Genomic DNA, 24,167 nt, shown 5'->3' with positions numbered 1-24,167 from the left:
CACCGTCCACCGCCCCGAGCACCCGGACCCGCCCGCCTCCGCCGCCCCGATGGCGTACGGTGCCGCCCATGCCCAGTGTGCTCGTGGTCGAGGACGACCAGTTCGTACGCTCCGCCCTCATCAGGCACTTGACCGAGGCCTCCCACACCGTCCGGAGCGTCGGCACGGCCCTGGAAGCGCTGCGTGAAGTCGCCCATTTCCCGTTCGACGTGGTCATCCTCGATCTCGGACTCCCCGACCTCGACGGCTCCGAGGCGCTGAAGATGCTGCGCGGCATCACCGACGTACCGGTGATCATCGCGACCGCGCGGGACGACGAGACCGAGATCGTCCGGCTGCTCAACGACGGCGCGGACGACTACCTCATCAAGCCGTTCTCCGTCGCGCACCTCTCGGCGAGGATCGCGGCCGTGCTCCGCCGCTCCCGCGCGGGCGCCGGCGAGGCGCCGTCCCCGGGGGTGCTGCGGGTCGGCGGGCTCACCATCGATCCGCTGCGCCGCCAGGCCGAGTTGGACGGCACACCGCTCGATCTCACCCGCCGGGAGTTCGACCTGCTGACCTTCCTCGCCGGGCGCCCCGGCGTCGTCGTACCGCGCAAGGAACTGCTCGCCGAGGTGTGGCAGCAGTCGTACGGCGACGACCAGACCATCGACGTCCATCTGTCCTGGCTGCGGCGGAAGTTGGGGGAGACGGCGGCCAGGCCCCGCTATCTGCACACACTGCGCGGCGTCGGCGTCAAACTGGAGCCGCCCGCGGGGCCCCGTCCCGCGCGGCCCCGCAGGGAGCCGCTCCCATGAGATGGGCCCTGGTCAAGGTCTCCCTGGCGGTCACCGTGATGGTCGTCGTCGCCTTCGCCGTACCCCTCGGTCTCGTCATCAAGGAGATGGCCAGGGACCGCGCCTTCACCAACGCCGAGCGGCAGGCCGCCGCGATGGGCCCCACCCTCTCCATCACCACCGACCGCGCCGAACTGGAACGCGCCGTCGCCTCCACCCAGGCGGGCGCAGAAGGACGGATGGCCGTCCACGTACCGGCCGGTGAGGAGGACAGGGCGGGCGCCCTGGAGATCGGCTCCCGCCGGGCCGCGCAGAAGGACCTGGAGACCGTACGGAGCACCCCGCGCGCCGCCACCGCCGAGGTCGCGGGCGGCTCCGTGCTGCTCCAGCCGACCGCACTCGGCTCGGGCCGGATCGCGATCGTCGAGATCTACGTCCCCCAGGACGAGGTCACCAACGGCGTCACCACCGCCTGGCTGGTCCTCGCGGGCGTCGGCGCCGCCCTGATCGTCGGCTCGGTCGCCGTCGCCGACCGGCTCGGCATCCGGATGGTCGAGCCCGCGCGGCGGCTCGCGGGCGCCGCGCACGCCCTCGGCGAGGGCAAGCTCGGCGCCCGCGTCCCCGAGGAGGGGCCGGCCGAACTCCACTCCGCCGCCGTCGCGTTCAACGCCATGGCCGACCAGGTCGTGCAGCTCCTCGCCAACGAACGCGAACTCGCCGCCGACCTCTCGCACCGGCTGCGCACCCCGCTCACCGTGCTGCGCCTCAACGCGGCCTCGCTCGGCGAGGGTCCGGCCGCCGACCAGACCAGGTCGGCGGTCGCGCAGCTGGAGCGCGAGGTCGACACGATCATCCGCACCGCCCGCGAGGCCAAGCCGCAGACGGTCGCGGCGGGGCCGGCCGGCGGCTGCGACGTCGCCGAAGTGGTCCGGGAGCGGATGGACTTCTGGTCCGCGCTGGCCGAGGACGAGGACCGTACGGTACGGGTCGCCGGCATCGGCCGGCCGGTGCGCGCCCCGGTCGTACGGACCGAACTGGCCGCCGCCCTCGACGCGTTGCTCGGCAACGTCTTCCGCCACACCCCGGAGGGCACGGCCTTCTCGGTCGACGTGCACGACGGCGAGGACGCCGTGATCGTCCTCGTCTCGGACGCCGGTCCCGGCATCGCCGACCCGAAGGCCGCGCTCACCCGGGGCAACAGCGGCGCCCGGGAGGGCTCCACCGGTCTCGGCCTCGACATCGTGCGCCGCGTCGCGGAGTCGACGGGCGGCGACGTACGGATCGGCCGCTCGGTGCTCGGCGGTACGGAGATACGGATCTGGATCGGCCTCGACGGCTGGCGCTCCCCGGACGAACGGCGCGGCCACCGGCCGCGCGGTCGCGGGCGCGGCCGGGGCCGGGGGCGCGGCAGTTGGCCGCGACTGCCGCGCCGGGGAGCGCGCACGTCCGAGGCGGCGGAGGCGTGAACCCGGGCGCGGCGGCGCGGTGAGCCGAGGGCGGGCGGGGCTCCCGCTCGCCGTGAGCCCCGTGAGCCCCGTGAGCCGAGGGGCCCGCGATCCCGCTCGCCGTCAGCCGTCAGCCGGGGGCGGGCCGGGCTCCCGTCGCCGTGCCCGCCGCCCGCGCGCCCGTCGCCCGCCCCGCTCAGCCGACCGGCGGCTCCGGCAGTTCCCCCGTCGCCGCCACCTTCGCGTACCACCGCGCGCTCGACTTCGGCGTACGGCGCTGCGTCTCGAAGTCCACGTGGACCGCGCCGAACCGCTGGTCGTACCCGTACGCCCACTCGAAGTTGTCCATCAGCGACCAGAGGAAGTAGCCGCGCACATCGGCCCCGTCCCCGATCGCGCGCCGTACCGCCGACAGGTGGCCGTGCAGATAGCGGATCCGGTCCGGGTCGTGGACCGAGCCGTCGGCGGCCGGCTTGTCCTCGTACGCCGCGCCGTTCTCCGTGATGTACAGCGGCAGCCCCGGCGCCTCCCGCGTGTAGCGCAGCAGCAGGTCGTGGAGGCCGGTCGGATCCACCGACCAGCCCATGTCGGTCAGTTCGCCCGGCGGCCGGTGGAAGGCGATGTCGTCCGCGCCCGGCCAGGGGGAGTGGTCGCCCCCGCCGTGGCCGTCGTGCCGCTCCGTGTCCCCCTCCCCGGCGGCCGAGACGACGGCGGGCTGGTAGTAGTTGATGCCCAGCGAGTCCAGCGGCTGACGGGCCACCGCCGCGTCGCCCGCGTGGACGAAGGACCAGTCCGTGAGCCGCGCCGTGTCCGCGAAGAGGTCCTCCGGGTACGCGCCCGCGAGCATCGGCCCGCTGAAGATCCGGTTGGCGAGGGCGTCGATCCGGCGCCGGGCGTTCAGGTCCTCCGGCGCCTGCGTGCGGGCCCGTACACAGGCGGGGTTGAGACTCACCGAGATCTGCGCCCGCGCCGGGAGCACGGCGCGCAGCGCCTGAGTGGCCAGACCGTGGCCGAGGTTGAGGTGGTGGGCCGCGCGCAGGGCGGCCACCGGGTCCGTACGGCCCGGGGCGTGCACCCCGGAGCAGTACCCCAGGAACGCGCTGCACCAGGGCTCGTTGAGGGTCGTCCAGCGCTCCACCCGGTCGCCGAGCGCCTCGCCGACGACCCGCGCGTACTCCGCGAAGCGGTACGCCGTCTCGCGCTCCGGCCAGCCGCCCGCCGACTCCAGCTCCTGCGGGAGGTCCCAGTGGTAGAGCGTGAGGACCGGCTCGATGCCGTGTGCGAGCAGATCGTCGACGAGCGCGCGGTAGAAGTCCAGCCCGCGCTGGACGGCGGGCCCGCGCCCGGTGGGCTGCACGCGCGGCCAGGAGACCGAGAAGCGGTACGCGTTCAGACCGAGGTCCGCCATCAGCCGGACGTCCTCGGCCCGGCGGTGGAAGTGGTCGACGGCGAGGTCGCCGGTGTCGCCGTTCGCCGTCTTGCCGGGCGTATGACTGAAGACGTCCCAGATGGACGGCGTACGGCCGTTCTCCTGGGGCGCGCCCTCGATCTGGTACGCGGCGGTGGCGGTGCCCCAGAGGAAGCCCGGCGGGAAGGTCTCGGACATGGTGCGACTCCCAGTGACCGTAGGGATGGGTGGTGGGGGGTGAGGTACGGGGACGCCCGGCGGCGGGCTCAGCCCTTGACCGCGCCCTGCATGATGCCGCCGACGATGTGCTTGCCGAACAGCACGAAGGCGATCAGCAGCGGCAGCGTGCCCAGCAGCGCGCCCGCCATGATCACCGACTGGTCGGGGATGTAGCCGCGGCCGAGCCCGGTCAGCGCCACCTGCACGGTGGGGCTGCCGTTCTGGGTCAGCGCGATGATCGGCCAGAAGAAGTCGTTCCAGGCCATCACGAACGTCAGCATCCCCAGCACGGCCATCGCGGGCCGCGCGGCGGGGAAGACGACGTGCCACACCACCCGCCAGCTGGCCGCGCCGTCCACCCGGGCCGCCTCGATCAGCTCGGTGGGCAGCGCCCCGGTCAGGTACTGGCGCATGAAGAACACGCCGAAGGCGCTGACCAGGGTGGGCAGGATGACGGACTGGAGCCGGTCGGTCCAGGACAACTCGGCGATCAGCATGTACAGCGGCACGACGCTGAGCTGCGGCGGCACCATCATCGTGCCGATGACCAGCAGGAGCAGCAGGTTCTTGAACCGGAAGCGCAGCTTGGCGAAGGCGAACCCGGCGAGCGTCGAGAAGAGCACCGTACCGGCGGCGACGGACCCGGCGACCACGGTCGTGTTGAGCAGGGCCGTCCCCATGTTGGCGTCGGTCCAGGCGATCTCCAGATTCCTGAAGAGGTTCCCGCCGAACCAGAACGGCGGCGGGGTCTGCGCGAGCCGGGTGTTGTTGCGGGACGCCGCGATCGCCGTCCACACCAGCGGGAACAGCGAGCCGAGGGTGAAAACGGTCAGCACCGCGTAGGTGATCCGGCCGCCGTGCAGCTGCCGCCCGGCGCCGCGCCCCGGCGCTCCCCGTGCCGCCTTCCGCGCCGCTTTCCGTGCCTCCCGACCGGGCCGCGCGGGCCCCGGGGGCCCGGTCCGGGACGGTGGCTGTGCCTGTGCGTGCGACTCTGTCGTCGTGGACATGTGTCTCCCTCACCGGCCCTGCGAGCTCGTGCGCAGACGGCGGCTGATCAGCCAGTTCACCGCGCCGACGACCAGCAGGATCAGGAACATCGTCCAGGCGATCGCCGAGGCCCGGCCGAGGTGCAGATTCACCCAGCCCTGCTCGTACAGGTAGAGCCCGAGCGTCTGGAACTGATGATCGGCCCCGCCGTTCGCGCCCCCGGCGCCGTTGTAGAGCAGCGGCTCACCGAAGAGCTGGGTCGCCCCTATCGTCGAGACCACGACCGTGAACAGGATCGTCGGCCGCAGCGACGGCACGGTCACATGGAGGAACTGCTGCCACCGTGAGGCCCCGTCCAGCGCCGCCGACTCGTAGAGGTCGTCGGGGATCGACTGCATCGCCGCCAGATAGATCAGCGCGTTGTAGCCGGTCCAGCGCCAGATGACGATCGTGGAGACCGCGAGCTGCGAGGTCCACGCGCCGTTCTGCCAGTCGACCGGATCGATCCCCGCCATCCCCAGCGCCCAGTTGATCATCCCGTAGTCGCGGCCGAAGAGCAGCACGAAGACGAGGGTCGCGGCGGCCACCGAGGTGGCGTACGGGGTGAGCACGGCGACCCGGAAGAACATCGAGCCGCGCAGCCGGTAGTTGAGGAGATGGGCGACGCCCAGCGCGATCAGCAGCTGCGGGACGGTCGACAGCACCCCGATGGTGAGCGTGTTCTTCAGCGCGTTCCAGAAGAACTCGTCGCTCACCAGCCGGGAGAAGTTCCGCAGCCCCACCCACTCCATGTCGCCGGGCGCGGTCAGCTCCACCCGGTGGAGCGAGGCCCAGCCGGTGTAGAGGAGCGGGAAGAGACCGAAGGCCAGGAAGAAGACGAAGAAGGGCGCGACGAAGGCGTACGGGCTCCACCGCACGTCGCGGCGGTACCAGCGGCTGCGCCGCTCCCGCCGCCTCTCCAGGCGCTCTTCGCCGGACCGGCCGGGGCTCCGGGAGCCTGGGTTCCGGGAGTCGGCGGTCCGGGAGCCGGCGGTCCCGCGGCGGGTCCGGGCCGCGGCCGGGGCCGCGCCCTCCTCCTCGGAGGGCGCGGCGGCGGGTGCGTCACTGGCCATGGGTCACTGGTCCAGCGCGTTGTCGATCGCCTTCACGGCCGCGTTCCAGCCGTCCTTCGACGAGGTCCCCTTCTGGTCGACCTGGAGCATGCCGACATCGGCCAGGTTCTGCGCGATGATGCCGTCCTTCGGGCCGAGGATCTGCACCGGGACGCCCTGGGCGGCCTGGGTGAAGATCTGCCCGATCGGCGCGTTGTCGAAGTACGGGTGCTTGGCGCCGGAGACCGCCGGCAGCGCGTACGCGGCCTGCGAGCTGGGGAAGCTGCCCCGCTTCTCGAAGAGGACCGCCTGCTGTTCGGGCGCGGTCAGCCAGGCGGCGAGCTTGGCGGCCGCCTCCTTGTTCTTCCCGGCCTCGGGCACGGTGAGGAAGGCGCCGCCCCAGTTGCCGGGCTTCGGCGCGGCGGCCACGTCCCACTTGTCCTTGCCCGCGGCCCCGGCCTTGTCCTGGATGTAGCCGAGCATCCAGGGCGGGCAGGAGACCGTGGCGAAGGTGCTGTTCGCGAAGGCCTGGTCCCAGGAGGGCGTGAACTGCTGGAGCTTGGCGGTCAGCCCCTCCTTCGCGAACGCGGCGGCCTCGTCCCAGGCACCCTTCACCGCCGGGTTGGTCTTGTAGACGACCTTGCCGTCCTTGCCGTAGAAGCGCTCCGCCGAACTGCCGGTGATGGCGGCCATCACGCCGCTCGCCGAGTCCACGAAGGCCGTCCCCTTGGGGGCCTTGGCCTTGAACGTCTTCCCGGCCGCCAGGTACTTCCCCCAGTCACCCGCCCACAGCTTGCCCACCTCCGCGCGGTCCGTGGGCAGTCCCGCTCGGGCGAAGAGGTCCTTGCGGTAGCAGATGGCCTCGGGACCGATGTCCGTACCGAGCCCTATGGTCCTGCCCTCCCCGGTGGTGGACTGCGCCCACTTCCACGGCACGAAGCTGTCCTCCCGGACGCCGGGCGCCTTGCCGAGGTCGACCAGCTTGTCGCTCTGGGTGGCGGTGACCTCGGCGATGTTGGAGACCTCGACGGCCTGGATGTCCGCGAGCCCGCTGCCGGAGCCCAGGTGGGTGAGGAGCTGGGGGTAGTAGTTCTCGTTGCGCTCGATGGAGGTCTGCTTGATGACGACATCGGGGTTCTGCTTCATGTACTGGTCGTAGAGCCCGGCCTCCTGGAGGCCGAAGGCGCCGAAGACCCCCACCGTGAGCGTCGTCCTCCCCTTGCCCCCGACGGCCCCGCCGCTGCTCGCGCTGTCGGCACCGTCGGCCGGATCGTCGTCCGAGGCGCAGCCGGCCAGCGCGCCCGCGGCCAGGGTCGCGACGACGGCGAGGGCCGCGAGCCTACGGGACGGGCGAGTACGTGTACGCATGACGTCCTCCTAGTGCCACCGACGTCGCCGGCCTCCGGCCAACCGCGTGCGTGCGTCGTGCTGCGTGCCGCTGTCCGCGTTGCGAGGGGGGATCCGGCGCGGTCGGGCCACGTGCGGGGCATGTATGGGTCAGGTACGGTGGGAGCGCTCCCACAAGTGATGTGTTGAAGCGTCGCGGGTCCCCGTAGGGGTGTCAAGGGACAGGGCTGGACTCGGCGCGGATTCCTCCCGCGGGTGGCGGTGGCGGCACCGGCGGTGGTCGCGAGCGAACGAAGATCGCCCCCGGACCCTGTCGTACAGGCTCCGGGGGCGATCTTCATCGAGGGTGAGTAACGGGACTTGAACCCGCGACATCCTGGACCACAACCAGGTGCTCTACCAGCTGAGCTATACCCACCACGACCGGTCTTCGTACTTCCCTGACCGGCCGAGAAAAAGTGTACAGGGTCCGCGAGGGTGCTCGCACCCGCGTTGTCGTGGCCGCGACAACGGGCCCGCGCGGGCCCGGGGCAGGCCCCGAGCGGGTGGGCGCGGGGGGCGGGCCCAGGGCCCCGGGAGGGGGCTATTCCGCGGGCAGGACGTGCTTCGCGGCGATCTGCTTCGCCGTGTCCGAGTCCGGCCCCGGCTGCGGTACGAAGACCGCCTCCCGGTAGTAGCGCAGCTCCGCGATGGACTCGCGGATGTCGGCCAGCGCGCGGTGGTTGCCGCTCTTCTCCGGGCTGTTGAAGTAGGCCCGCGGATACCAGCGGCGGGCCAGTTCCTTGATCGAGGAGACATCGACGATGCGGTAGTGGAGGTAGCCCTCCAGCGTCGCCATGTCGCGGAGCAGGAAGCCGCGGTCGGTGCCGACCGTGTTCCCGCACAGCGGTGCCTTCCCGGGCTCCTTCACGTGCCGGCGTACGTACGCCAGGACCTGCTCCTCGGCGGCGGCGAGCGTGGTGCCGCCCGCCAGCTCGTCGAGGAGCCCCGAGGTGGTGTGCATCTGCCGCACCACCTCGGGCATGGTCTCCAGCGCCGCGTCCGGCGGGCGGATCACGATGTCCACCCCTTCACCGAGCACGTTCAGCTCCGAGTCGGTGACCAGGGCGGCCACCTCGATGAGTGCGTCGTCGACCAGCGAGAGCCCGGTCATCTCACAGTCGATCCACACCATTCGATCGTTCATGCGCCTTACCCTACGGGGCGCTCCGCTGGCCGGGCAGACTCGGACGGCCCGGACCCGCCGCGTACAGGTCCCCTCCGGGCTTGCCGTGGTCCGGCAGGGCCGCCGACGCCGCCGGATGACCCGGGGCGCTGGAGGCCGCCGCCGCCCGTCTGGAGTGGGCGGACGCCTGGGCGGGCACCATCGACTCCATGACCCCCGGTGGCATGGGATCGCCCTGCGGGCGCCGGGCCCGGTAGGCGGACCGGTACGCCGCGGGGGAGGAGCCGAGCTGCCGCCGGAAGTGCCCGCGCAGCGCCACCGGGGAGCGGAAGCCGCACCGGCCGGCCACCTCGTCGACCGAGTAGTCGGAGGTCTCCAGGAGCCGCTGTGCCTGGAGCACCCGCTGGGTGATCAGCCACTGGAGCGGCGCGCTTCCGGTGAGCGACCGGAACCGCCGGTCGAAGGTACGGCGGCTCATGTATGCGCGCGCCGCGAGCGTCTCCACGTCGAACTGCTCGTGGAGATGTTCCAGCGCCCAGGCCACGACCTCCGCGAGCGGGTCGGAGCCGATCTCCTCTGGTAAAGACCTGTCCAGATAGCGCTCCTGACCGCCACTGCGGCGCGGCGGTACGACCAGCCGGCGGGCCAGGGCCCCCGCTGCCTCCGCGCCGTGGTCCGTCCTGACGATATGCAGGCACAGGTCGATTCCGGCCGCTGTTCCGGCGGAGGTCAGTACGTCCCCGTCGTCGACGAACAGCTCCCGCGGGTCCACATGGACGGACGGATAGCGTTTGGCGAGCGTCGGCGCGTACATCCAGTGCGTGGTGGCCGGGCGGCCGTCCAGCAGTCCGGCCGCCGCGAGTACGAACGCGCCGGTGCACAGTCCGACGATTCTGGCGCCCTCCTCATGGGCACGGCGCAGCGCGTCCAATGCCTCCGGTGGTGGCGGTGATGTGATGGACCGCCATGCCGGCACCACCACGGTGCCCGCCCTGCTGATCGCCTCCAGGCCGTACGGCGCGGTCAGTTCGAGCCCGCCGGTGGTGCGCAGCGGGCCGTCCTCCCCACCGCAGACGAGCAGGCGGTAGCGGGGAACCCCGGCGTCCTGGCGGTCGATTCCGAACACCGAGAGCGGAATGGAGCTCTCGAAGATGGGGCCGCCGCTGAAGAGCAGCACGGCCACGACTTCCCGGCGTCGACGCCCGGAAAGTTTCCGTACTGACTCCGGCACGGCGGTGGAGTCCTGGCTCATGGCGCTAAGCCCCCCTCGGTGTTCTCGTCTCCCCGTTCTTGTCGGGCCTTTCGCTCCTGCACGATTCCCCTCGGTTTTGCACGGGTCCCCAGCCGTCGATCCTCATGATCGAATCTACTGTGTTCCGTGGTGCCGGCGTGACAAGTTCTCCAACCGGCGCTATGTCGACAAGGCAACTTGGCGCGAAGCATTCGATCACGAAGCGTTCCACTCGCGAGCCGAGAGTGGAAGTAGGCCTCTCGTGCATGGCCCATCCCCGTAGGGTGCGGAGGGCCGTAGCGGTCCTTTCTTCCCTGGTGGCAAGGGGGTTGGCAGGCCATTTCATCAAAGGTTGGGCCCAAGTGCGAAGTTGGCTGAAAAGCGATGGGCTCGTCTGTGTGATGCGCCCAGTCTCCCGGCGCACCACTCTCGTACGCGCGTGAGACCTCCCGCGCCCCCTGTCCATCTGGTTGAACCCTCCACGAGTGACGGCTTCCGGACGGTCCGTACGTTCCGTACATCCTTACGTACGCCGCCATCGCGTCCGACGGCGGTCGGCCCCTCGGTGGTGCGCGCCCCGCGAGGCGCCCGGGGAGGGCTCCCGGAGGGCCCGTCGCGGGCCTGTGGCGGCCTGTGACGGGCTCGTGGGACCGCTCCCAGTATTCCGTGCGGCGCCGGCGCCCGGGGCCGCGGGTCCCCGGAGCCGGCGCCGGGACGCGGGCCCCCGGCCGTGCCGCGCCGCCCGGGCGCCGCGTGGCGCGTGGCGCTCCTGAGGGTCGGGCGCCGGGAGGTGCGGGGACGCGCGGCTCCCCGGGGCGGCGCCGTGGCCGACGGTCAACGGCGAGCCGGACCGCCCGCTCACTCGTGGGAGTGATCCCGGGTCTCCGAGGGGTGCGGCGGCACCGCCCGGGAAGCCTGTAGGGGCCACCCGGCATTGCGATCCGGCACCGCCTCGTGCATGCTCCCTGGAACGCCGCGTGTGACGCGGCGGGCTCTGGGCATGAGAGGAGTGTCGCCGTACCCTTTGGGGTATGGGGTTGGGAAGATGATTCCCGGACACAGCTCCGTCCACCCCGCCACTCGTTGCTCCTTCTCAAGAGGACTTCTTTCGCCGAGACATCCATGGCCGGTCACGAAATCCCAGAACCCGCAGACCGCGAGCAGGTAGCCGACCCTCTGGCAGGCCTCCGAGCGGCGGAACAGACGCACGCCTCCTGCGATCCGGCCTTCCGGCACGGAGTGGTCGTCGGCTTCGACGGCTCGATGTCCAGCGAGCGTGCCCTCGCCTACGCCATCGGCATGGCCCGGCGCCTCGGCTCCGGCCTGATCATCGTCCATGTCGCCAACCGCCTCCCGACCACGGTCTGGGCGGGGTGCGAGCCCCCCGTCTTCGTGGACGTCCCCGACCACCGCACCGAGGTGCTCGGCCTCGAACTGGCCTGCGCGGACTACCTCACCGAGGTGCCGTGGATCCTGGTCGAGCGCGGCGGTGACATCTGCCACGAACTCGAAGAGGTCGGCGAGGAGTACTCCGCCGACGCGATCGTCGTCGGCTCCACGCACGGCATCGTCGGGCGGATCTTCGGCTCGGTCGCCGGGCGGCTGGCCCGCCGCGCGCAGCGCCCCGTCGTCGTCATCCCCTGAGGGCGGGCGGGGCTTCGGGGATCCACGCGACGGCACCGCGCGGCCTCACACCTTGAGAAGTCGCGACCTCAATCCCTGAGGAGCCGTCAACTTCCTTGCCCGCAGCGTGAATTTACTCACGCGTAGAGGTGCGCCGCGCGACGGTGAAGGGTACATAACGGCCACTGGGGCTCAGCACGCCCGCACACCGTGAAGGGAGCCCGCCGTGGCCAACGACGTCTCTGCGGGAAGCGCCAATTCCACTTCGATTCTCGGCCATCTTGCCCTCGGACTCCCCCTGCTCGCCTTCGGCATCGGCCTGACCGGTGCCGTGAACGGCGTCACGGCGGCGGACGCCGTCACCCTCGCGCTGTACGTCGGCGGCGTCGCCCTGTTCGCGGCCGGGCTGCCCGAACTCCGTACCACCGGTTAGGCCACGACCGGCCCCGGGCCGAGGGCCGGTGCCCGGGCAAGCACCGGCCCCTTCGGAGAGCGCCCCCAGTGTGACGGGTGGCACGCGCTGGGGGCGCTCTCACGCCCGAACGGGCCGAACGGGCCGCCGCGCCGCGAGCTCGACGGCCCGTCCCGCCTGTCCCGCCCGTACCGCCCGTACTGCCCGTACTGCCTGTCCCGTCCGCTCGGCTACTCGACCGTGACCGACTTCGCGAGGTTACGCGGCTTGTCGATGTCCCGGCCCAGCGCCAGCGCCGTGTGGTACGCCAGCAGCTGGAGCGGGATCCCCATCAGGATCGGGTCCAGCTCCGTCTCGTTCTTCGGCACCACGATCGTGTGGTCGGCCTTCTCCTGCTCCTGGTGCGCCACCGCCAGGATCGGGCCGCTGCGCGCCTTGATCTCCTCCAGCGCCGCGCGGTTCTTCTCCAGCAGATCGTCGTCCGGGACGATCGCCACCGTCGGCAGCGCCGGCTCGATCAGCGCCAGCGGGCCGTGCTTCAGCTCGGACGCCGGATACGCCTCGGCGTGGATGTACGAGATCTCCTTCAGCTTCAGCGACGCCTCCAGCGCCACCGGGTAGCCCCGTACCCGTCCGATGAACATCATCGAACTCGCCTGCGCGTACTCCGCCGCCAGCTTCTCGATCTCGTGCTCCGTCGCCAGGATCTCCGCGATCTGCTCGGGCAGCCTGCGCAGCCCCGCGATGATCCGCTTGCCGTCCGCCACGGACAGGTCGCGGATCCGGCCCAGGTGCAGCGCCAGCAGGGCGAACGAGACCACGGTGTTGGTGAAGCACTTGGTGGAGACGACACAGACCTCCGGGCCCGCGTGCACGTACACCCCGCCGTCGGTCTCCCGGGCGATCGCCGAGCCCACGACGTTGACGACCCCCAGCACCCGGGCGCCCTTGCGCTTCAGCTCCTGCACCGCCGCCAGCACGTCGTACGTCTCACCGGACTGCGACACCGCCACGTACAGCGTGTCGGGGTCCACCACCGGGTTGCGGTAGCGGAACTCCGAGGCCGGCTCGGCGTCGGCGGGGATCCGCGCCAGCTCCTCGATGAGCTGCGCCCCGATCAGACCCGCGTGGTACGACGTGCCGCAGCCGAGGATCTTGATCCGGCGCACCCCGCGCGCCTCGCGGGCGTCCAGGTTCAGCCCGCCGAGGTGCACGGTGGAGAACCGGTCGTCGATCCGGCCGCGCAGCACGCGGTCCACGGCGTCCGGCTGCTCCGAGATCTCCTTGTGCATGTACGTGTCGTGGCCGCCCATGTCGTACGACTCGGCCTCCCACTCCACGGTGGTCGGCGTCGCCGAGGTGGACGACCCCTCGGTGGTGTACGTCCGGAAGTCGTCGGCCTTGAGGGTGGCCATCTCGCCGTCGTCCAGCGTCACGACCTGGCGGGTGTGCGAGACCAGCGCCGCCACGTCGGAGGCGACGAACATCTCCTTCTCGCCGATGCCCAGCACCACGGGGGAGCCGTTGCGGGCGACGACGATACGGTCCGGGAAGTCCGCGTGCATGACGGCGATGCCGTAGGTGCCCTCGACGAGCTGGAGCGCCTGGCGGACCTTCTCCTCCAGGGTGTCCGCCTGGGAGCGGGCGACGAGGTGGGTGACCACCTCGGTGTCGGTCTCCGAGAGGAAGACGACCCCGTCCGCCTCCAGCTTCTTGCGCAGCTCGGAGGCGTTGTCGATGATCCCGTTGTGGACGAGCGCGACCTTGCCCTCGGTGTCCATGTGCGGATGCGCGTTCTCGTCGCTCGGGGCGCCGTGCGTGGCCCACCGGGTGTGCGCGATCCCGCTGGTCCCGGCGAAGCGCTTGGGGACGCGGGACTCCAGCTCGCGGACGCGGCCCTTGGCCTTGACCATCTTCAGCACGGCGGCCTTGCCCGCTGCGGGCTTGCCGGTGATGACGATGCCGGCGGAGTCGTACCCCCGGTACTCCAGTCGCTGCAGGCCCTCCAGCAGCAGCGGTGCCACGTCACGCTTGCCGATGTATCCGACGATTCCGCACATACGGTCTCTGCCCCTCCTGAGTTCTCACGGTGTGTGCCCGGACCCGCCGGTACGTGCCGGCCGGGCCGGCGGTAACGGCGGTAGCCGCGATGTCAGCCGTAGACGATGCGGCGCAGCTGCCGGAGCGAGAGCTCCGGGGGCGCCACCGCGCGGTGCGGCAGCTCGGCCGCGATCCGCTCGAAGATCTCCGCGTTGGCGGCGCCGCCGGACTGCAGTTCCCGGTGACGGCGCCGGACGAACTCCTCGGTCGTCTCGTCGAAGTACGCCAGTACGTCGAGCACCACACGGGCGGCCTCACCGCGCTGGAGCGCGGTGCTGCGCACGAGATGGTCGATGAGGTCGTCGTACGACGGTCGGCGTTCGAGCACTCGTCGATATTGCGGGCGCACGGGGGTGTTTGCAAGAATCCTGCCCGGAATCGGGCAGGAGGCGCTGAATATGAGAGCTGAATGAGGGAGATGTGCTGCGTCTCAGAGGCGCCCGAGGATGGCCTGCTTGGCGGTGGCGAACTCCTCGGCGGTGAGTATCCCCGACTGATGCAGCTCGCCCAGCTCCCGCAGGCGGCGCAGCAGGGCGTCATGATCGTCGGACCCGTGGCCCGGCCCGCCCGCCGCGTGGGTCGCGCCGGGCGCGGAAGCCGCTCCGGATGCCGGTACGGCGACCTCCGCGGGGCCCGCGCCCGGAAGCTCGCCCTCCGGGGACGCCGCCGCCCTCGGATGCGGCAGCCGGGCCACCACCGCCGCGCCCACCAGCGCCATCAGCGGGTCCTTCCGGAACCCGTACAGATCGACGGCGTGCGGGTCGTGCTTGGCCGGGGTGGAGGTCGGCATCCGTGTCACCAGGAAGCGCAGATAGCCGTTCTCCAGCCCCCGGCTCGGCAGCCACTCCACCCCCTCCACATCGTCCAGGGAGAGTGTGCGGGGGCCGCCGGAGGACTTGGACTCCTCGGTCTTCCAGTTCCACTCCAGCCGGATCCGCTCCCCGTCGAAGGAGACGGTCGCGTCGCCCGCGCCCACCGTGATCGGCAGGGCGGGGCCCGGCAGCAGATAGCTGTCGACGGGGCCGGGGTCCACCTGGTCGAGGAGGAGGGAGTTGCGCACCTCGTCCACCAGGTACTCGGCCACCCCGAAACGGTCCTTCTCGACCGTCAGGCAGTACGGCTCGGAGCTGTCGCCCAGCCGGCCGCCGGTGATCTGGAGCAGCGGATCGGCGCCGTCCCGCAGGCGCAGCCGCAGCCGCCCGGACTTCCGCCCGGCCTCGAAGGAGATCCCGGCGAGCGCCTCCAGCGGCACGGCGATCTCGCCGAGTGTCCTGCGGAGCAGGCCCACGCCCTTGTCCTTGCCGGGCACGATACGGACCGTGCTCCCGTCGAAGGTCCAGGTGCCGTCCCGCTGGATGATTTCCGCCATGCGGGGATTCTTCCATCAGGCGCCGGCGGAACACGAGACGGAACGGCCGGCCCGGGCCCGCGAACAGACCGGCCCCGGCCCGCGCAACAGGGGCCGGGGCCGGCCGCCGTCGCGCTATGTCGCGAACCGGGCCAGCGGGTTGGTCAGTGTGCCGACGAGCTGGAGCGCGCCCGCCGGATCCGTGATGTCGACCATCTGCTCGTTGTCACGGAGCTGGAGCCGGTTGAGGCAGGACAGCGCGAACTCCTCGTCGAACAGGTCGTACCGGGCGAATTTCTCCGCGAGCTGCGGCAGCGACTCCTGGTACCCCCGGACGCACTCCGCGACCGTACGCCAGAACGTCTCCTCGTCGGGCAGCGCCCCGTCCGAGACGAGATCGGCGCTGAGGAAGCGGAGGAAGCAGTCGAAGACATCGGTGAAGACCGACAGGATCTTCATCTCCTCGGGGACGTCCGCGCGGATCCGCTCGACCGCGGGCGGCAGCACCGCGGCCGGGTCCATCACCGCGATCTCCTCGGCGATGTCCTTGAAGACCGCCCGCTGGACGACACCGTCCTCGATGACCAGGATGACGTTCTCGCCGTGCGGCATGAACACCAGGTCGTACGCGTAGAAGGAGTGCAGCACCGGCACGAGGTAGGCGTCCAGGTAGCGGCGCAGCCACTCCGCCGGCGCCAGCCCCGACGCGGCGATCAGCGCGCCCGCGAAGGACGAGCCCTCCCGGTCGGTGTGGAGGAGGGACGCCATCGTGGCGAGCCGTTCCCCGCCCCGGAGCGAGGGCACGGGGCTCTCGCGCCAGAGCGCGGCCAGCATTTTCAGGTACGGGGAGCCCTTGGCGGTGGCGGCCTCGTACTGCCGGTGGTGGTAGCCGATCGCCGCGCGCTCGCGGATGATCGAGAAGCGGGCCGCGCGCAGGGTGGCGTCGCTCTCGATCAGACCGGCGAGCCAGTCGTTGATCGCGGGCGTGGCCTCCATGTACGCGGCGGAGAGGCCGCGCATGAAGCCCATGTTGAGGACGGACAGCGCGGTTTTGACGTAGTGCTTGGCGGGGTCGCTGGTGTTGAAGAAGGTACGGATCGACTGCTGGGCCAGGTAGTCGTCCTCGCCCTCCCCGAGACAGACCAGATGGCGCCGGCCCAGCTCGGCGGCGAAGGTCACGGAGAGTTTGTTCCACCACTGCCAGGGGTGGACGGGGATCAGGAAGTAGCCGTCCGGGTCGAGCCCCTGGTCCCGCAGGATCCCGTCGAACCGCTCCCGCGTCCCGGCGGACAGCTCCGCGCCGATCAGGGAGGCGTAGTCGAGCCCGGCGCCCGCGGTGAAGGTGGCCCGGTCACGGCGCGCGGCGAGCCAGACGAGCCGGACCGGGCTCGCGGTCTCGGGGGCGTACGCGCGGTACTCGTCCACGCCGAAGCCGAGCCGCCCGTTGTTGGCGACGAAGCAGGGGTGGCCCTCGGTCATCCCCGTCTCGATCTCCTGGAAACCGGCGCCGGCCAGCTCCGCCGAAGTCACCGGCTTCTTGGTGAGTTTGTACGCCGTGCCCGCGAGCGTGGAGGAGATCTCCTCCAGATAGACCGGCAGGACCGCGGCGGAGAGCCCCAGCGTGTCGCGCAGCTCGATGAAGAAGTCGAGCGCGTCCAGCGGCACTTCGGCGTCGCCGCGGTGGCGCCGTACGGAGTCGGCGGGTATCTGCCAGTGGTCGAGGGCGAATCGGCGCGCGGTGAAGCGGTACTCGGTCGCGCCGTCGTCGCTGCGCACCCGGTAGCGGTCGCCGCCGAGGGACTCGGGCGTCAGGATGCGCTCGTGGGAGAACTCCGCGAGGGCTTTGCGGACGAGCAGCCGGCCTGCCTCCTCCCAGAGCGCCGGGGTGAGATGGGCGACGCTCTCCGTGATCTTCCCTGCGGCGTCGGGGCCGGCGGGTGCTTTCGGGCTGCTCATCGGGTGACTCCTCGTGCTGCTCGAACGGTCTGCTCGAACGGTCTGCTCGGCGCCCTGCTCGGCGGCCTGCTCGGTCCGCTCGCCCTGTGCTGCCTGTCGTGTCCGTGCGGCGAGCGCGGCGTGCTGCGCGGCGAGCGCGGCGTGGAACATCTCGCGGGTGCAGACGCTCAGATAGGCGTCCTTCTCCGGCTTCTCCAGTTTTCGCTCGATCCGGAAGCCGACCGCCTCGTTGAGGGCGTGGACCGCGGTGTTGCGCACATCCGGCTCGACGACCACGCGCCGTACGGACGGGTCGTCGAAGAGCAGCGCCATCACCGTCGTGATCACGGCGCGGGTGAAGCCGTGCAGCCGCCGCGATCCGTCGGCCGGGGCGACCAGGAAGTGCATCCCGACGTCGCCGGTCTCGGCCTCGTACAGGCCCTTCAGCTCCACTTCGGCCGGGTCGTACCGCTCGATCAGGAAGGCGGGGACGCCGTTGTGCAGCCCGAGGAACGCGTCGTGGTTCGAGGCGGCGGCGATGCCCATGTACTCCCGCTCGACATCCGGCAGCGTGGCGCCCTGCATCAGCCAGAAGGCGGCTCGGGGATGGGTGATCCAGCGGTGCAGCAGCTCGACGTCGGCGAACGGGTCGACGGGCCGCACCTCGAAGAGGCCCAGCCGCTCGTCCGTACGGGAGAACAGGATCTCCGGCTCCGGTGCGCCCCCGGTCATCGGACGGTGCCTTCCGGTGCGGCGAACTCCTGGAACGCGATGGACTTCTCGACCGGGTAGTACGTCCGCCCCAGCAGCTCGCCGATGATGTACGCGTTGCGGTACGGGCCCATGCCCAGGTCGGGCGAGGTGATGCTGTGCGTGTGCACGGCGGCGTTCTGGAGGAAGATCCCGCGCCCGGTCGTGTCGATGCTGTAGTTGCGGGCGACGTCGTAACGGCCGTGCCCGTCCCGCCTGATCCGGTCACCGACCGGCTCCAGGAAGGCGGGGGAGACGTACCGGTACCCGGTGGCGAGGACCAGCCCCTCGGTGGCGAGGGAGAAGTCCCGCTCCTGCTCCTCCTGGCGCAGCCCGAGTGTGTACGTACCGCCGCCGGCCGTCTCCTCGTACGAGGCCGAGGTCAGCGCGGTGTTGGCCATCAGCCGGGTCCGGACCGGGCCCGTGAGGTTCTTCCGGTAGAGCAGGTCGAAGATCTCGTTGATGAGCTCCGAGTCGATGCCCTTGAACAGCCCCTTCTGCCCCGACTCCAGCCGGTAGCGGGTGTCCTCCGGCAGCGCGTGGAAGTAGTCGATGTACTCCGGGGAGGTCATCTCCAGCGTCAGTTTGGTGTATTCGAGCGGGAAGAAGCGCGGCGACCGGGTGATCCAGTTGAGCTGGTAGCCGTGCGCGTCGATGTCGGAGAGCAGGTCGTAGTAGATCTCCGCGGCGCTCTGCCCGCTGCCGACGAGGGTGATGGACTCCTTCCTCTGGAGCTCCGCCTTTCCTTGCAGATAGCGGGAGTTGTGCAGGAAGTCGCCGCCGAGCCCCTGGCAGGACTCGGGGACGTACGGCGGGGTCCCGGTGCCGAGCACCAGATGCCGGGCGCGGTACGTCTCGTCCGCGGTGCGGACCACGTACAGCTCGCTCTCCTCCTCGTACGCGACCGAGGTCACCGTACGGTTGAAGCGCACGCTGGAGAGCCGGGCCGCGGCCCAGCGGCAGTAGTCGTTGTACTCGGTGCGCAGCGGGTAGAAGTTCTCGCGGATGTAGAACGAGTACAGCCGCCCGGACTCCTTCAGGTAGTTGAGGAAGGAGTACGGCGAGGTCGGGTCGGCCAGCGTGACCAGGTCCGACAGGAACGGCGTCTGGAGGTGGGCGCCTTCGAGGAACATTCCCGAGTGCCATTCGAAGTCGGGTTTCGACTCCAGGAAGACGCCGTCGAGTTCGTCGATCGGCTCGGTCAGGCAGGCGAGTCCCAGGTTGAAGGGGCCGAGCCCGATGCCGACGAAGTCGTACGGCGCGCCGCGTTCAGGAAGCGTGGACAAGGTTCTCTCCCAGGTACTGCTCGGCGTGGCCGGAGATCAGATCGAGGACGGCGGCGATGTCGCGCACGGTGGTCTCGGGGTTGAGCAGGGTGAACTTCAGGTACTGCCGGCCGCCCACGGCCGTGCCGGCCACCACGGCCTCACCGGAGGCGAAGAGCGCTTTGCGGGCGTGGAGGTTGGCGCGGTCGATCTCGGTGGGGCTGGTGATGTGCTCGGGGATGTAGCGGAAGACGAGCGTGGAGAGCCGGGGCGCCACGACCACGTCGTAGCGCGGGTCGGCGGCGAGGAGCTGCCAGCCCTCGGCGGCCAGGTCGCAGACCTCGTCGAAGAGCCGGCCGACGCCGTCCGCGCCCATGACGCGCAGGGTCATCCACAGTTTGAGGGCGTCGAAGCGGCGCGTGGTCTGGAGCGACTTGTCGACCTGGTTGGGGATGCGCTCCTCGACCGTCCGGCGCGGGTTCAGATAGTCCGCGTGGTACGTGGCGTGGCGCAGGGTGGCCGCGTCCCGTACCAGTACGGCCGACGAACTCACCGGCTGGAAGAAGGACTTGTGGTAGTCGACGGTGACGGAGTCGGCGTGCTCGATACCGTCCAGGAGCGCCCGCCGGGTGAGGGAGACCAGCAGCCCGCAGCCGTACGCCGCGTCGACGTGCATCCAGGTGCCGTACTGCGCGCAGAGGGCGGCGATCTCCGGCAGCGGGTCGATGGAGCCGAAGTCGGTGGTGCCCGCGGTCGCGACGACGGCCATCGGGGTCAGCCCCTCGGCGCGGCACCGCTCCAGTTCGGCGGCGAGGGCGACGGTCTGCATGCGCTTGTCGCGGTCGCAGGGGATGGAGACCACGGCGTCGGGCCCGAGGCCGAGCAGGGTGGCGGACTTCTGCACGCTGAAGTGGCTGCACTCGGAGGCGAACACCCGTAGTTTCCGCGGGTCCTCGGCCTTGGCCTCCTCGCGGGCGAAGAGCAGCGCCTGGAGGTTGGACTGGGTGCCGCCGCTGGTGAAGACGCCGTCGGCGGAGGCGCCGAGCCCGATCCGCCGCGCGGTCCAGTCGATGAGCCGGCGCTCGATGAGCGTGCCGCCCGCGCTCTGGTCCCAGGTGTCCAGGGAGGAGTTGACGGCGGAGAGTACGGCCTCGCCGAGCACGGCGGGTATCACGACCGGGCAGTTGAGGTGCGCGAGATAGCGCGGGTGGTGGAAGTAGACGGCGTCCCGCAGATAGACGCTCTCCAACTCGTCGAGCGCGGCCGAGGCGTCACCGAGGGGCTGGTCGAGATCGACCGCGGCGACCACCGGGGCCAGCGCGTCGGGGGTGATGCCGGTGAACGGCCTCTCCGCTGTGGCGATTCGGTTCGCCACCCGCTCGACTCCCTCGGTCACGGAGCGCCGGTAGCGGTCCGCCGTCGCGCCATTGAGCAGGTGCGCACGCATGCTGGGGTCCTCCCGGATGTGGGGGTGTGGGGATGAGGCTTGATCGGGTGAAGTTAGGTTAGCCTAACCTAACTTAATTTTTCCATCCCGCACGCAAGCGGCCCTCGTCGCTTCCCGCACGGGCTGTCCTTCCTGCGCGGGCGGCGCTTCCCGTACGGGTACCGCTCCCTGCGTGGGCGTCGCTCCCTACGCGGACTCCGCCGCCGCCTCGCGCAACTGCTCCTCGCTCAGCCCGAGCCGCCAGTAGCCGACGAAGGTCACCCGGCGCCGGTCGATGCCCCGCTCCCGTACGAGATGGCGGCGCAGCTCCTTGACCGTGCCCGACTCCCCGGCGATCCAGGCGTACGGAGCGCTCCCGCGCGCGGTGTGGGCGCGTACGGCCGCCAGGGCCGGCGGGGCGCCCTCCTCCCGTACCAGCCAGGTGATCCGGGCGTCGGCGGCGGTGGGCAGCGGCTGCCGGTCACCGGAGTGCGGCACCTCGATCCAGACGTCCGCCTTCAGGCCCGCGGGCAGCCACTCCAGGATCGCGGAGGCCGCGGGCAGCGCCGTCTCGTCGGCCCAGATCAGTACGGAGTCGGCGTCGGTCGGCGGCCGGAACCGCACCGCCGTGTTGTCCGCCACGGCCGGCCCCAGCATCAGTACCCGGTCACCCGGGGACGCCTGGCCCGCCCAGCGGCACGCGGGGCCGCCGTCCGGGTGCAGCGCGAAGTCGATGTCGACCTCGTCCGGGTCGCGGCGCTGCTCCCGCAGGGTGTACGAGCGCATCACGGCCCGTACGTCGTCGGGCAGCGCCCGCCAGGCGGCCCACCAGCCCTCGCCCTTCTCGACCGGCACGACGGGCTCGGGCCGGCCCGGCTGCGGGAGGAAGAGGGAGAGGCTCTGGTCGCGGCCCCCGGTGACGCAGTGGGTGAGGTCGCCGAGGGCGTCGCCGGGCCGGCCGGTGAAGGTGACGCGGAGCAGGGACGGGCCGAGCCGCCGCGTCCGTACGACCTGGAGGGAGAAGAAACGGAACGGGGCGGTCTCGGCCGTCTGCATATGGCTGTGCTTCCCTGGGGCTCGGTGCGGCCGGTCACGGCCGGTGGCTCATCCCAAGAAAGGTTAGCCTAACCTCACTAGCCCGCCCCGGGGTGGCTCCGGGCCGCGCGCACGAAAAGACCGGGCCGGTCAGTCGGGCAGCCCCAACTCCCTTGCGATGAGCATGCGCTGGACTTCGCTGGTCCCCTCGCCGATCTCCAGGATCTTGGAGTCGCGCCACATCCGGGCCACCGGATACTCGTTCATGAAGCCGTAGCCGCCGTGGATCTGGGTGGCGTCACGGGCGTTGTCCACGGCCACCGTCGACGAGTACAGCTTCGCGATCGCCGCCTCCTTCTTGAACGGCTCCCCCTGCGTGAGCCGCGAGGCCGCGTCGCGCCAGCCGATCCGCGCCATGTGCGCGCGTGTCTCCATGTCCGCGATCTTGAACTGGATCGCCTGGTTGGCGCCGATCGGCCGCCCGAAGGCATGCCGCTCCCGCGCGTACGTCACCGACTCGTCCACACACCCCTGGGCGAGCCCCGTGGCCAGCGCGGAGATCGCGACCCTGCCCTCGTCCAGGATCCGCAGGAACTGCGCGTATCCGCGGCCCTCCTCGCCGAGCAGATTGGCCAGCGGGACGCGTACGTCGGAGAAGGACAGCTCGCGGGTGTCCGACGCGTTCCACCCGACCTTCGAGTACGGGGCGGCGACCGTGAAACCGGGGGTGCCGGAGGGGACGATGATCGACGAGATCTCCGGGCGCCCGTCGTCCTTGCGGCCGGTGACGGCGGTGACGGTCACCAGGCCCGTGATGTCCGTCCCCGAGTTGGTGATGAAGCACTTGGTGCCGTTGATCACCCACGCGTCGCCGTCGCGCACCGCCGTGGTGCGCGTACCGCCCGCGTCCGAGCCGCAGTCGGGCTCGGTCAGTCCGAACGCGCCCAGCGTCTCGCCCGAGCAGAGCCGGGGCAGCCACTCGCGCTTCTGGTCCTCCGTGCCGAACCGGTACACGGGCATGGCGCCCAGCGAGACCCCCGCCTCCAGGGTGATCGCCACGGACGAGTCGACGCGCGCCAGCTCCTCCAGAGCGATCCCGAGCGCCAGATAGTCGCCGCCCATGCCGCCGTACTCCTCCGGGAACGGCAGCCCGAACAGCCCCATCCGCCCCATCTCGCGGATGATCTCGTACGGGAACTCGTGCCGCTCGTAGAAGTCACCGATCTTGGGCGCGACGACCTCGCGGGCGAACTCCTCCACCGTGCGGCGCAGTTGCTCGTGCTCGGCGGAGAGGCGGTGGTCCAGGGACATCGGGTCACTCCTTGGGGGACTGGGCCGGGGCGGACGGTGTCGCGGGGGGCTGGGCCGGGGCGGACAGGGCACGGACGGTACGGGAGGGGCTGGGGCGGCCCAGCTCGCCGGCCAGCCAGACGCTGGTGGCGGTGAGCCGGCCGAGGTCGACTCCGGTCTCCACCCCGAGGCCGTCGAGCATCCACACGAGGTCCTCGGTGGCGAGATTCCCGGTGGCGCTCCGGGCGAACGGGCAGCCGCCCAGACCGCCCGCCGACGCGTCCACCGTCGTCACGCCGTGCTGGAGCGCGGCCAGGGTGTTGGCGAGCGCCTGGCCGTACGTGTCGTGGAAGTGCACGCCGAGCGCGCTCGTGGGCACGCCCTCCTCGTTCAGCTCGGCGAGCAGCGCCTGGACATGGCCGGGGGTGGCGACCCCGATGGTGTCGCCGAGGCTCAGCTCGTCGCAGCCCAGGTCCATGAGCGCCTTGGCGACGGTGACCACCTGATGGACCGGGACCGGCCCCTCCCACGGGTCGCCGAAGCACATGGAGAGATAGCCGCGCACCCGCATCCGCTCGTCGCGGGCACGGGCCACGACCGGCGCGAACATGGCGAGCGACTCGGCCACGCTCCGGTTGAGGTTGGCCCGGGCGAAGGACTCGGTGGCGCTGCCGAACACGGCGACCTGGCGGGCGCCGAGGGCCAGCGCCCGGTCCAGGCCCCGCCCGTTCGGCACCAGGACCGGGAGCGCCACCTCGCCCTGGAGATCCGCCACCAGCGGGAAGAGCGCCTCGGCGTCGGCCAGTTGGGGCACCCACTTCGGGTGGACGAAGCTGGTGGCCTCGATGGTGGTCAGCCCGGCGTGCGCGAGCCGGTGGATGAACTCGGCCTTCACCTCGGTCGGTACGACGGCCTTCTCGTTCTGGAGCCCGTCCCGCGCGCCCACTTCGTGGATACGGACCCGGGGCGGCAGCCCCTGCGCGGGAACGGCCATGGGCAGCCCGTCGGTCATGACTCCTCCTGTGCACCGGCCGCCGGCACCCCGGCGGCCTCCTGCTCCTGGGACGGCTCGGCCGGGGGCTGGGCCGGGGGCTGGGCCGGGGACTGGGCCGGGGACTGGGCCCGCGTCTCGGCGGGCGGCTCGGCCGGGGTCCCGGCCCGGGGTCGGGCCTGCGTCTCGGTCCGGGACTGCGCCGAGGGGCGGGCCGGCGTCTCGGCCGAGGGCTCAACCGGCGGCTCGGCCGGGGTCCCGGCCGGGGGCTGGGCCGGCGTCTCGGTCCGGGACTGCGCCGAGGGGCGGGCCGGCGTCTCGGC

At 71.5% G+C, this 24,167-nt stretch carries 18 protein-coding genes, 1 tRNA gene and 1 pseudogene; 4 read left to right on the top strand and 16 right to left on the bottom strand.

Annotated features, from left to right (window positions below):
- Nucleotides 1-68 precede the first annotated feature (68 nt).
- On the top strand, nt 69-797 hold the full coding sequence (locus ACFXKG_RS07995; RefSeq protein WP_384834114.1) for a response regulator transcription factor: 729 nt from the start codon (nt 69-71) through the stop codon (nt 795-797).
- The gene (locus tag ACFXKG_RS07990; RefSeq protein ID WP_384834111.1) at nt 794-2,242 is read left to right on the top strand and encodes an ATP-binding protein; all 1,449 of its coding nucleotides are present in this window, start codon (nt 794-796) and stop codon (nt 2,240-2,242) included. Before ACFXKG_RS07995 ends, ACFXKG_RS07990 begins: the two co-directional genes overlap by 4 nt.
- 175 nt (nt 2,243-2,417) lie before the next feature.
- Here the strand turns inward: ACFXKG_RS07990 and ACFXKG_RS07985 are convergent, their stop codons facing one another.
- From ACFXKG_RS07985 to ACFXKG_RS07955, 7 genes are all read right to left on the bottom strand, one after another.
- Nucleotides 2,418-3,827, bottom strand: a complete 1,410-nt coding sequence (locus tag ACFXKG_RS07985) for a GH1 family beta-glucosidase (RefSeq protein WP_384834109.1) — start codon at nt 3,825-3,827, stop codon at nt 2,418-2,420.
- A 68-nt stretch (nt 3,828-3,895) separates the two neighbouring features.
- Nucleotides 3,896-4,855: a carbohydrate ABC transporter permease gene (locus ACFXKG_RS07980; RefSeq protein WP_384834106.1), complete on the bottom strand. Its 960-nt coding sequence runs from the start codon at nt 4,853-4,855 to the stop codon at nt 3,896-3,898.
- Nucleotides 4,856-4,864: 9 nt separating this feature from the next.
- Nucleotides 4,865-5,947, bottom strand: a complete 1,083-nt coding sequence (locus tag ACFXKG_RS07975) for a carbohydrate ABC transporter permease (protein ID WP_384834103.1) — start codon at nt 5,945-5,947, stop codon at nt 4,865-4,867.
- Between the two features lie 3 nt (nt 5,948-5,950).
- Nucleotides 5,951-7,294: an extracellular solute-binding protein gene (locus ACFXKG_RS07970; protein WP_384834101.1), complete on the bottom strand. Its 1,344-nt coding sequence runs from the start codon at nt 7,292-7,294 to the stop codon at nt 5,951-5,953.
- A gap of 324 nt (nt 7,295-7,618) precedes the next feature.
- A tRNA-His gene (locus tag ACFXKG_RS07965) sits at nt 7,619-7,691 on the bottom strand.
- 165 nt (nt 7,692-7,856) lie between these two features.
- The gene (gene orn, locus ACFXKG_RS07960) at nt 7,857-8,459 is read right to left on the bottom strand and encodes an oligoribonuclease (RefSeq protein WP_384834098.1); all 603 of its coding nucleotides are present in this window, start codon (nt 8,457-8,459) and stop codon (nt 7,857-7,859) included.
- A 10-nt stretch (nt 8,460-8,469) separates the two neighbouring features.
- Nucleotides 8,470-9,690: a GlxA family transcriptional regulator gene (locus ACFXKG_RS07955; protein WP_384834095.1), complete on the bottom strand. Its 1,221-nt coding sequence runs from the start codon at nt 9,688-9,690 to the stop codon at nt 8,470-8,472.
- Between the two features lie 1,101 nt (nt 9,691-10,791).
- Between ACFXKG_RS07955 and ACFXKG_RS07950 the strand changes: the two genes are divergently transcribed.
- Together ACFXKG_RS07950 and ACFXKG_RS07945 are read left to right on the top strand one after the other, a co-directional pair.
- Nucleotides 10,792-11,313 carry a universal stress protein gene (locus tag ACFXKG_RS07950; RefSeq protein WP_384834092.1) on the top strand — a complete coding sequence of 174 codons (522 nt, stop codon included), beginning with the start codon at nt 10,792-10,794 and terminating at the stop codon, nt 11,311-11,313.
- Nucleotides 11,314-11,518: 205 nt separating this feature from the next.
- Nucleotides 11,519-11,713 (top strand): annotated as a pseudogene (locus tag ACFXKG_RS07945) (hypothetical protein); the annotation flags it as partial.
- Nucleotides 11,714-11,934: 221 nt separating this feature from the next.
- Here ACFXKG_RS07945 and glmS read toward each other — a convergent pair.
- The 9 genes from glmS to ACFXKG_RS07900 all read right to left on the bottom strand — a co-directional run bounded on the left by glmS (nt 11,935) and on the right by ACFXKG_RS07900 (nt 23,865).
- Nucleotides 11,935-13,764: a glutamine--fructose-6-phosphate transaminase (isomerizing) gene (gene glmS / locus ACFXKG_RS07940; protein WP_384834089.1), complete on the bottom strand. Its 1,830-nt coding sequence runs from the start codon at nt 13,762-13,764 to the stop codon at nt 11,935-11,937.
- Nucleotides 13,765-13,856: 92 nt separating this feature from the next.
- On the bottom strand, nt 13,857-14,132 hold the full coding sequence (locus ACFXKG_RS07935; protein ID WP_329826955.1) for a hypothetical protein: 276 nt from the start codon (nt 14,130-14,132) through the stop codon (nt 13,857-13,859).
- 102 nt (nt 14,133-14,234) lie between these two features.
- Nucleotides 14,235-15,173 carry a DUF4429 domain-containing protein gene (locus tag ACFXKG_RS07930; protein WP_384834086.1) on the bottom strand — a complete coding sequence of 313 codons (939 nt, stop codon included), beginning with the start codon at nt 15,171-15,173 and terminating at the stop codon, nt 14,235-14,237.
- A 114-nt stretch (nt 15,174-15,287) separates the two neighbouring features.
- Nucleotides 15,288-17,819, bottom strand: coding sequence for a GNAT family N-acetyltransferase (locus ACFXKG_RS07925; RefSeq protein WP_384834083.1), 2,532 nt, complete (start codon nt 17,817-17,819; stop codon nt 15,288-15,290).
- Nucleotides 17,816-19,123, bottom strand: a complete 1,308-nt coding sequence (locus ACFXKG_RS07920; RefSeq protein ID WP_384834080.1) for a lysine N(6)-hydroxylase/L-ornithine N(5)-oxygenase family protein — start codon at nt 19,121-19,123, stop codon at nt 17,816-17,818. Before ACFXKG_RS07920 ends, ACFXKG_RS07925 begins: the two co-directional genes overlap by 4 nt.
- Nucleotides 19,107-20,549 (bottom strand): pyridoxal phosphate-dependent decarboxylase family protein, encoded by a 1,443-nt coding sequence (locus ACFXKG_RS07915; RefSeq protein WP_384834077.1) that lies wholly within the window; start codon nt 20,547-20,549, stop codon nt 19,107-19,109. The genes ACFXKG_RS07920 and ACFXKG_RS07915 overlap by 17 nt, the downstream gene beginning before the upstream one ends.
- Nucleotides 20,550-20,735: 186 nt before the next feature.
- On the bottom strand, nt 20,736-21,584 hold the full coding sequence (locus tag ACFXKG_RS07910; protein WP_384834074.1) for a siderophore-interacting protein: 849 nt from the start codon (nt 21,582-21,584) through the stop codon (nt 20,736-20,738).
- A gap of 129 nt (nt 21,585-21,713) precedes the next feature.
- Entirely contained in the window at nt 21,714-22,874 is a 1,161-nt protein-coding gene (locus tag ACFXKG_RS07905) for an acyl-CoA dehydrogenase family protein (protein ID WP_384834071.1), read from the bottom strand.
- Nucleotides 22,875-22,878: 4 nt separating this feature from the next.
- Nucleotides 22,879-23,865: a hydroxymethylglutaryl-CoA lyase gene (locus tag ACFXKG_RS07900; RefSeq protein ID WP_384834068.1), complete on the bottom strand. Its 987-nt coding sequence runs from the start codon at nt 23,863-23,865 to the stop codon at nt 22,879-22,881.
- Nucleotides 23,866-24,167 lie beyond the last annotated feature (302 nt).

Source organism: Streptomyces sp. NPDC059255 (assembly GCF_042752355.1).
Classification (GTDB): Bacteria; Actinomycetota; Actinomycetes; order Streptomycetales; family Streptomycetaceae; genus Streptomyces.
The sequence above is the reverse complement of the archived record's forward strand: the minus strand, read 5'-3'. Positions and strand labels throughout refer to the sequence as shown.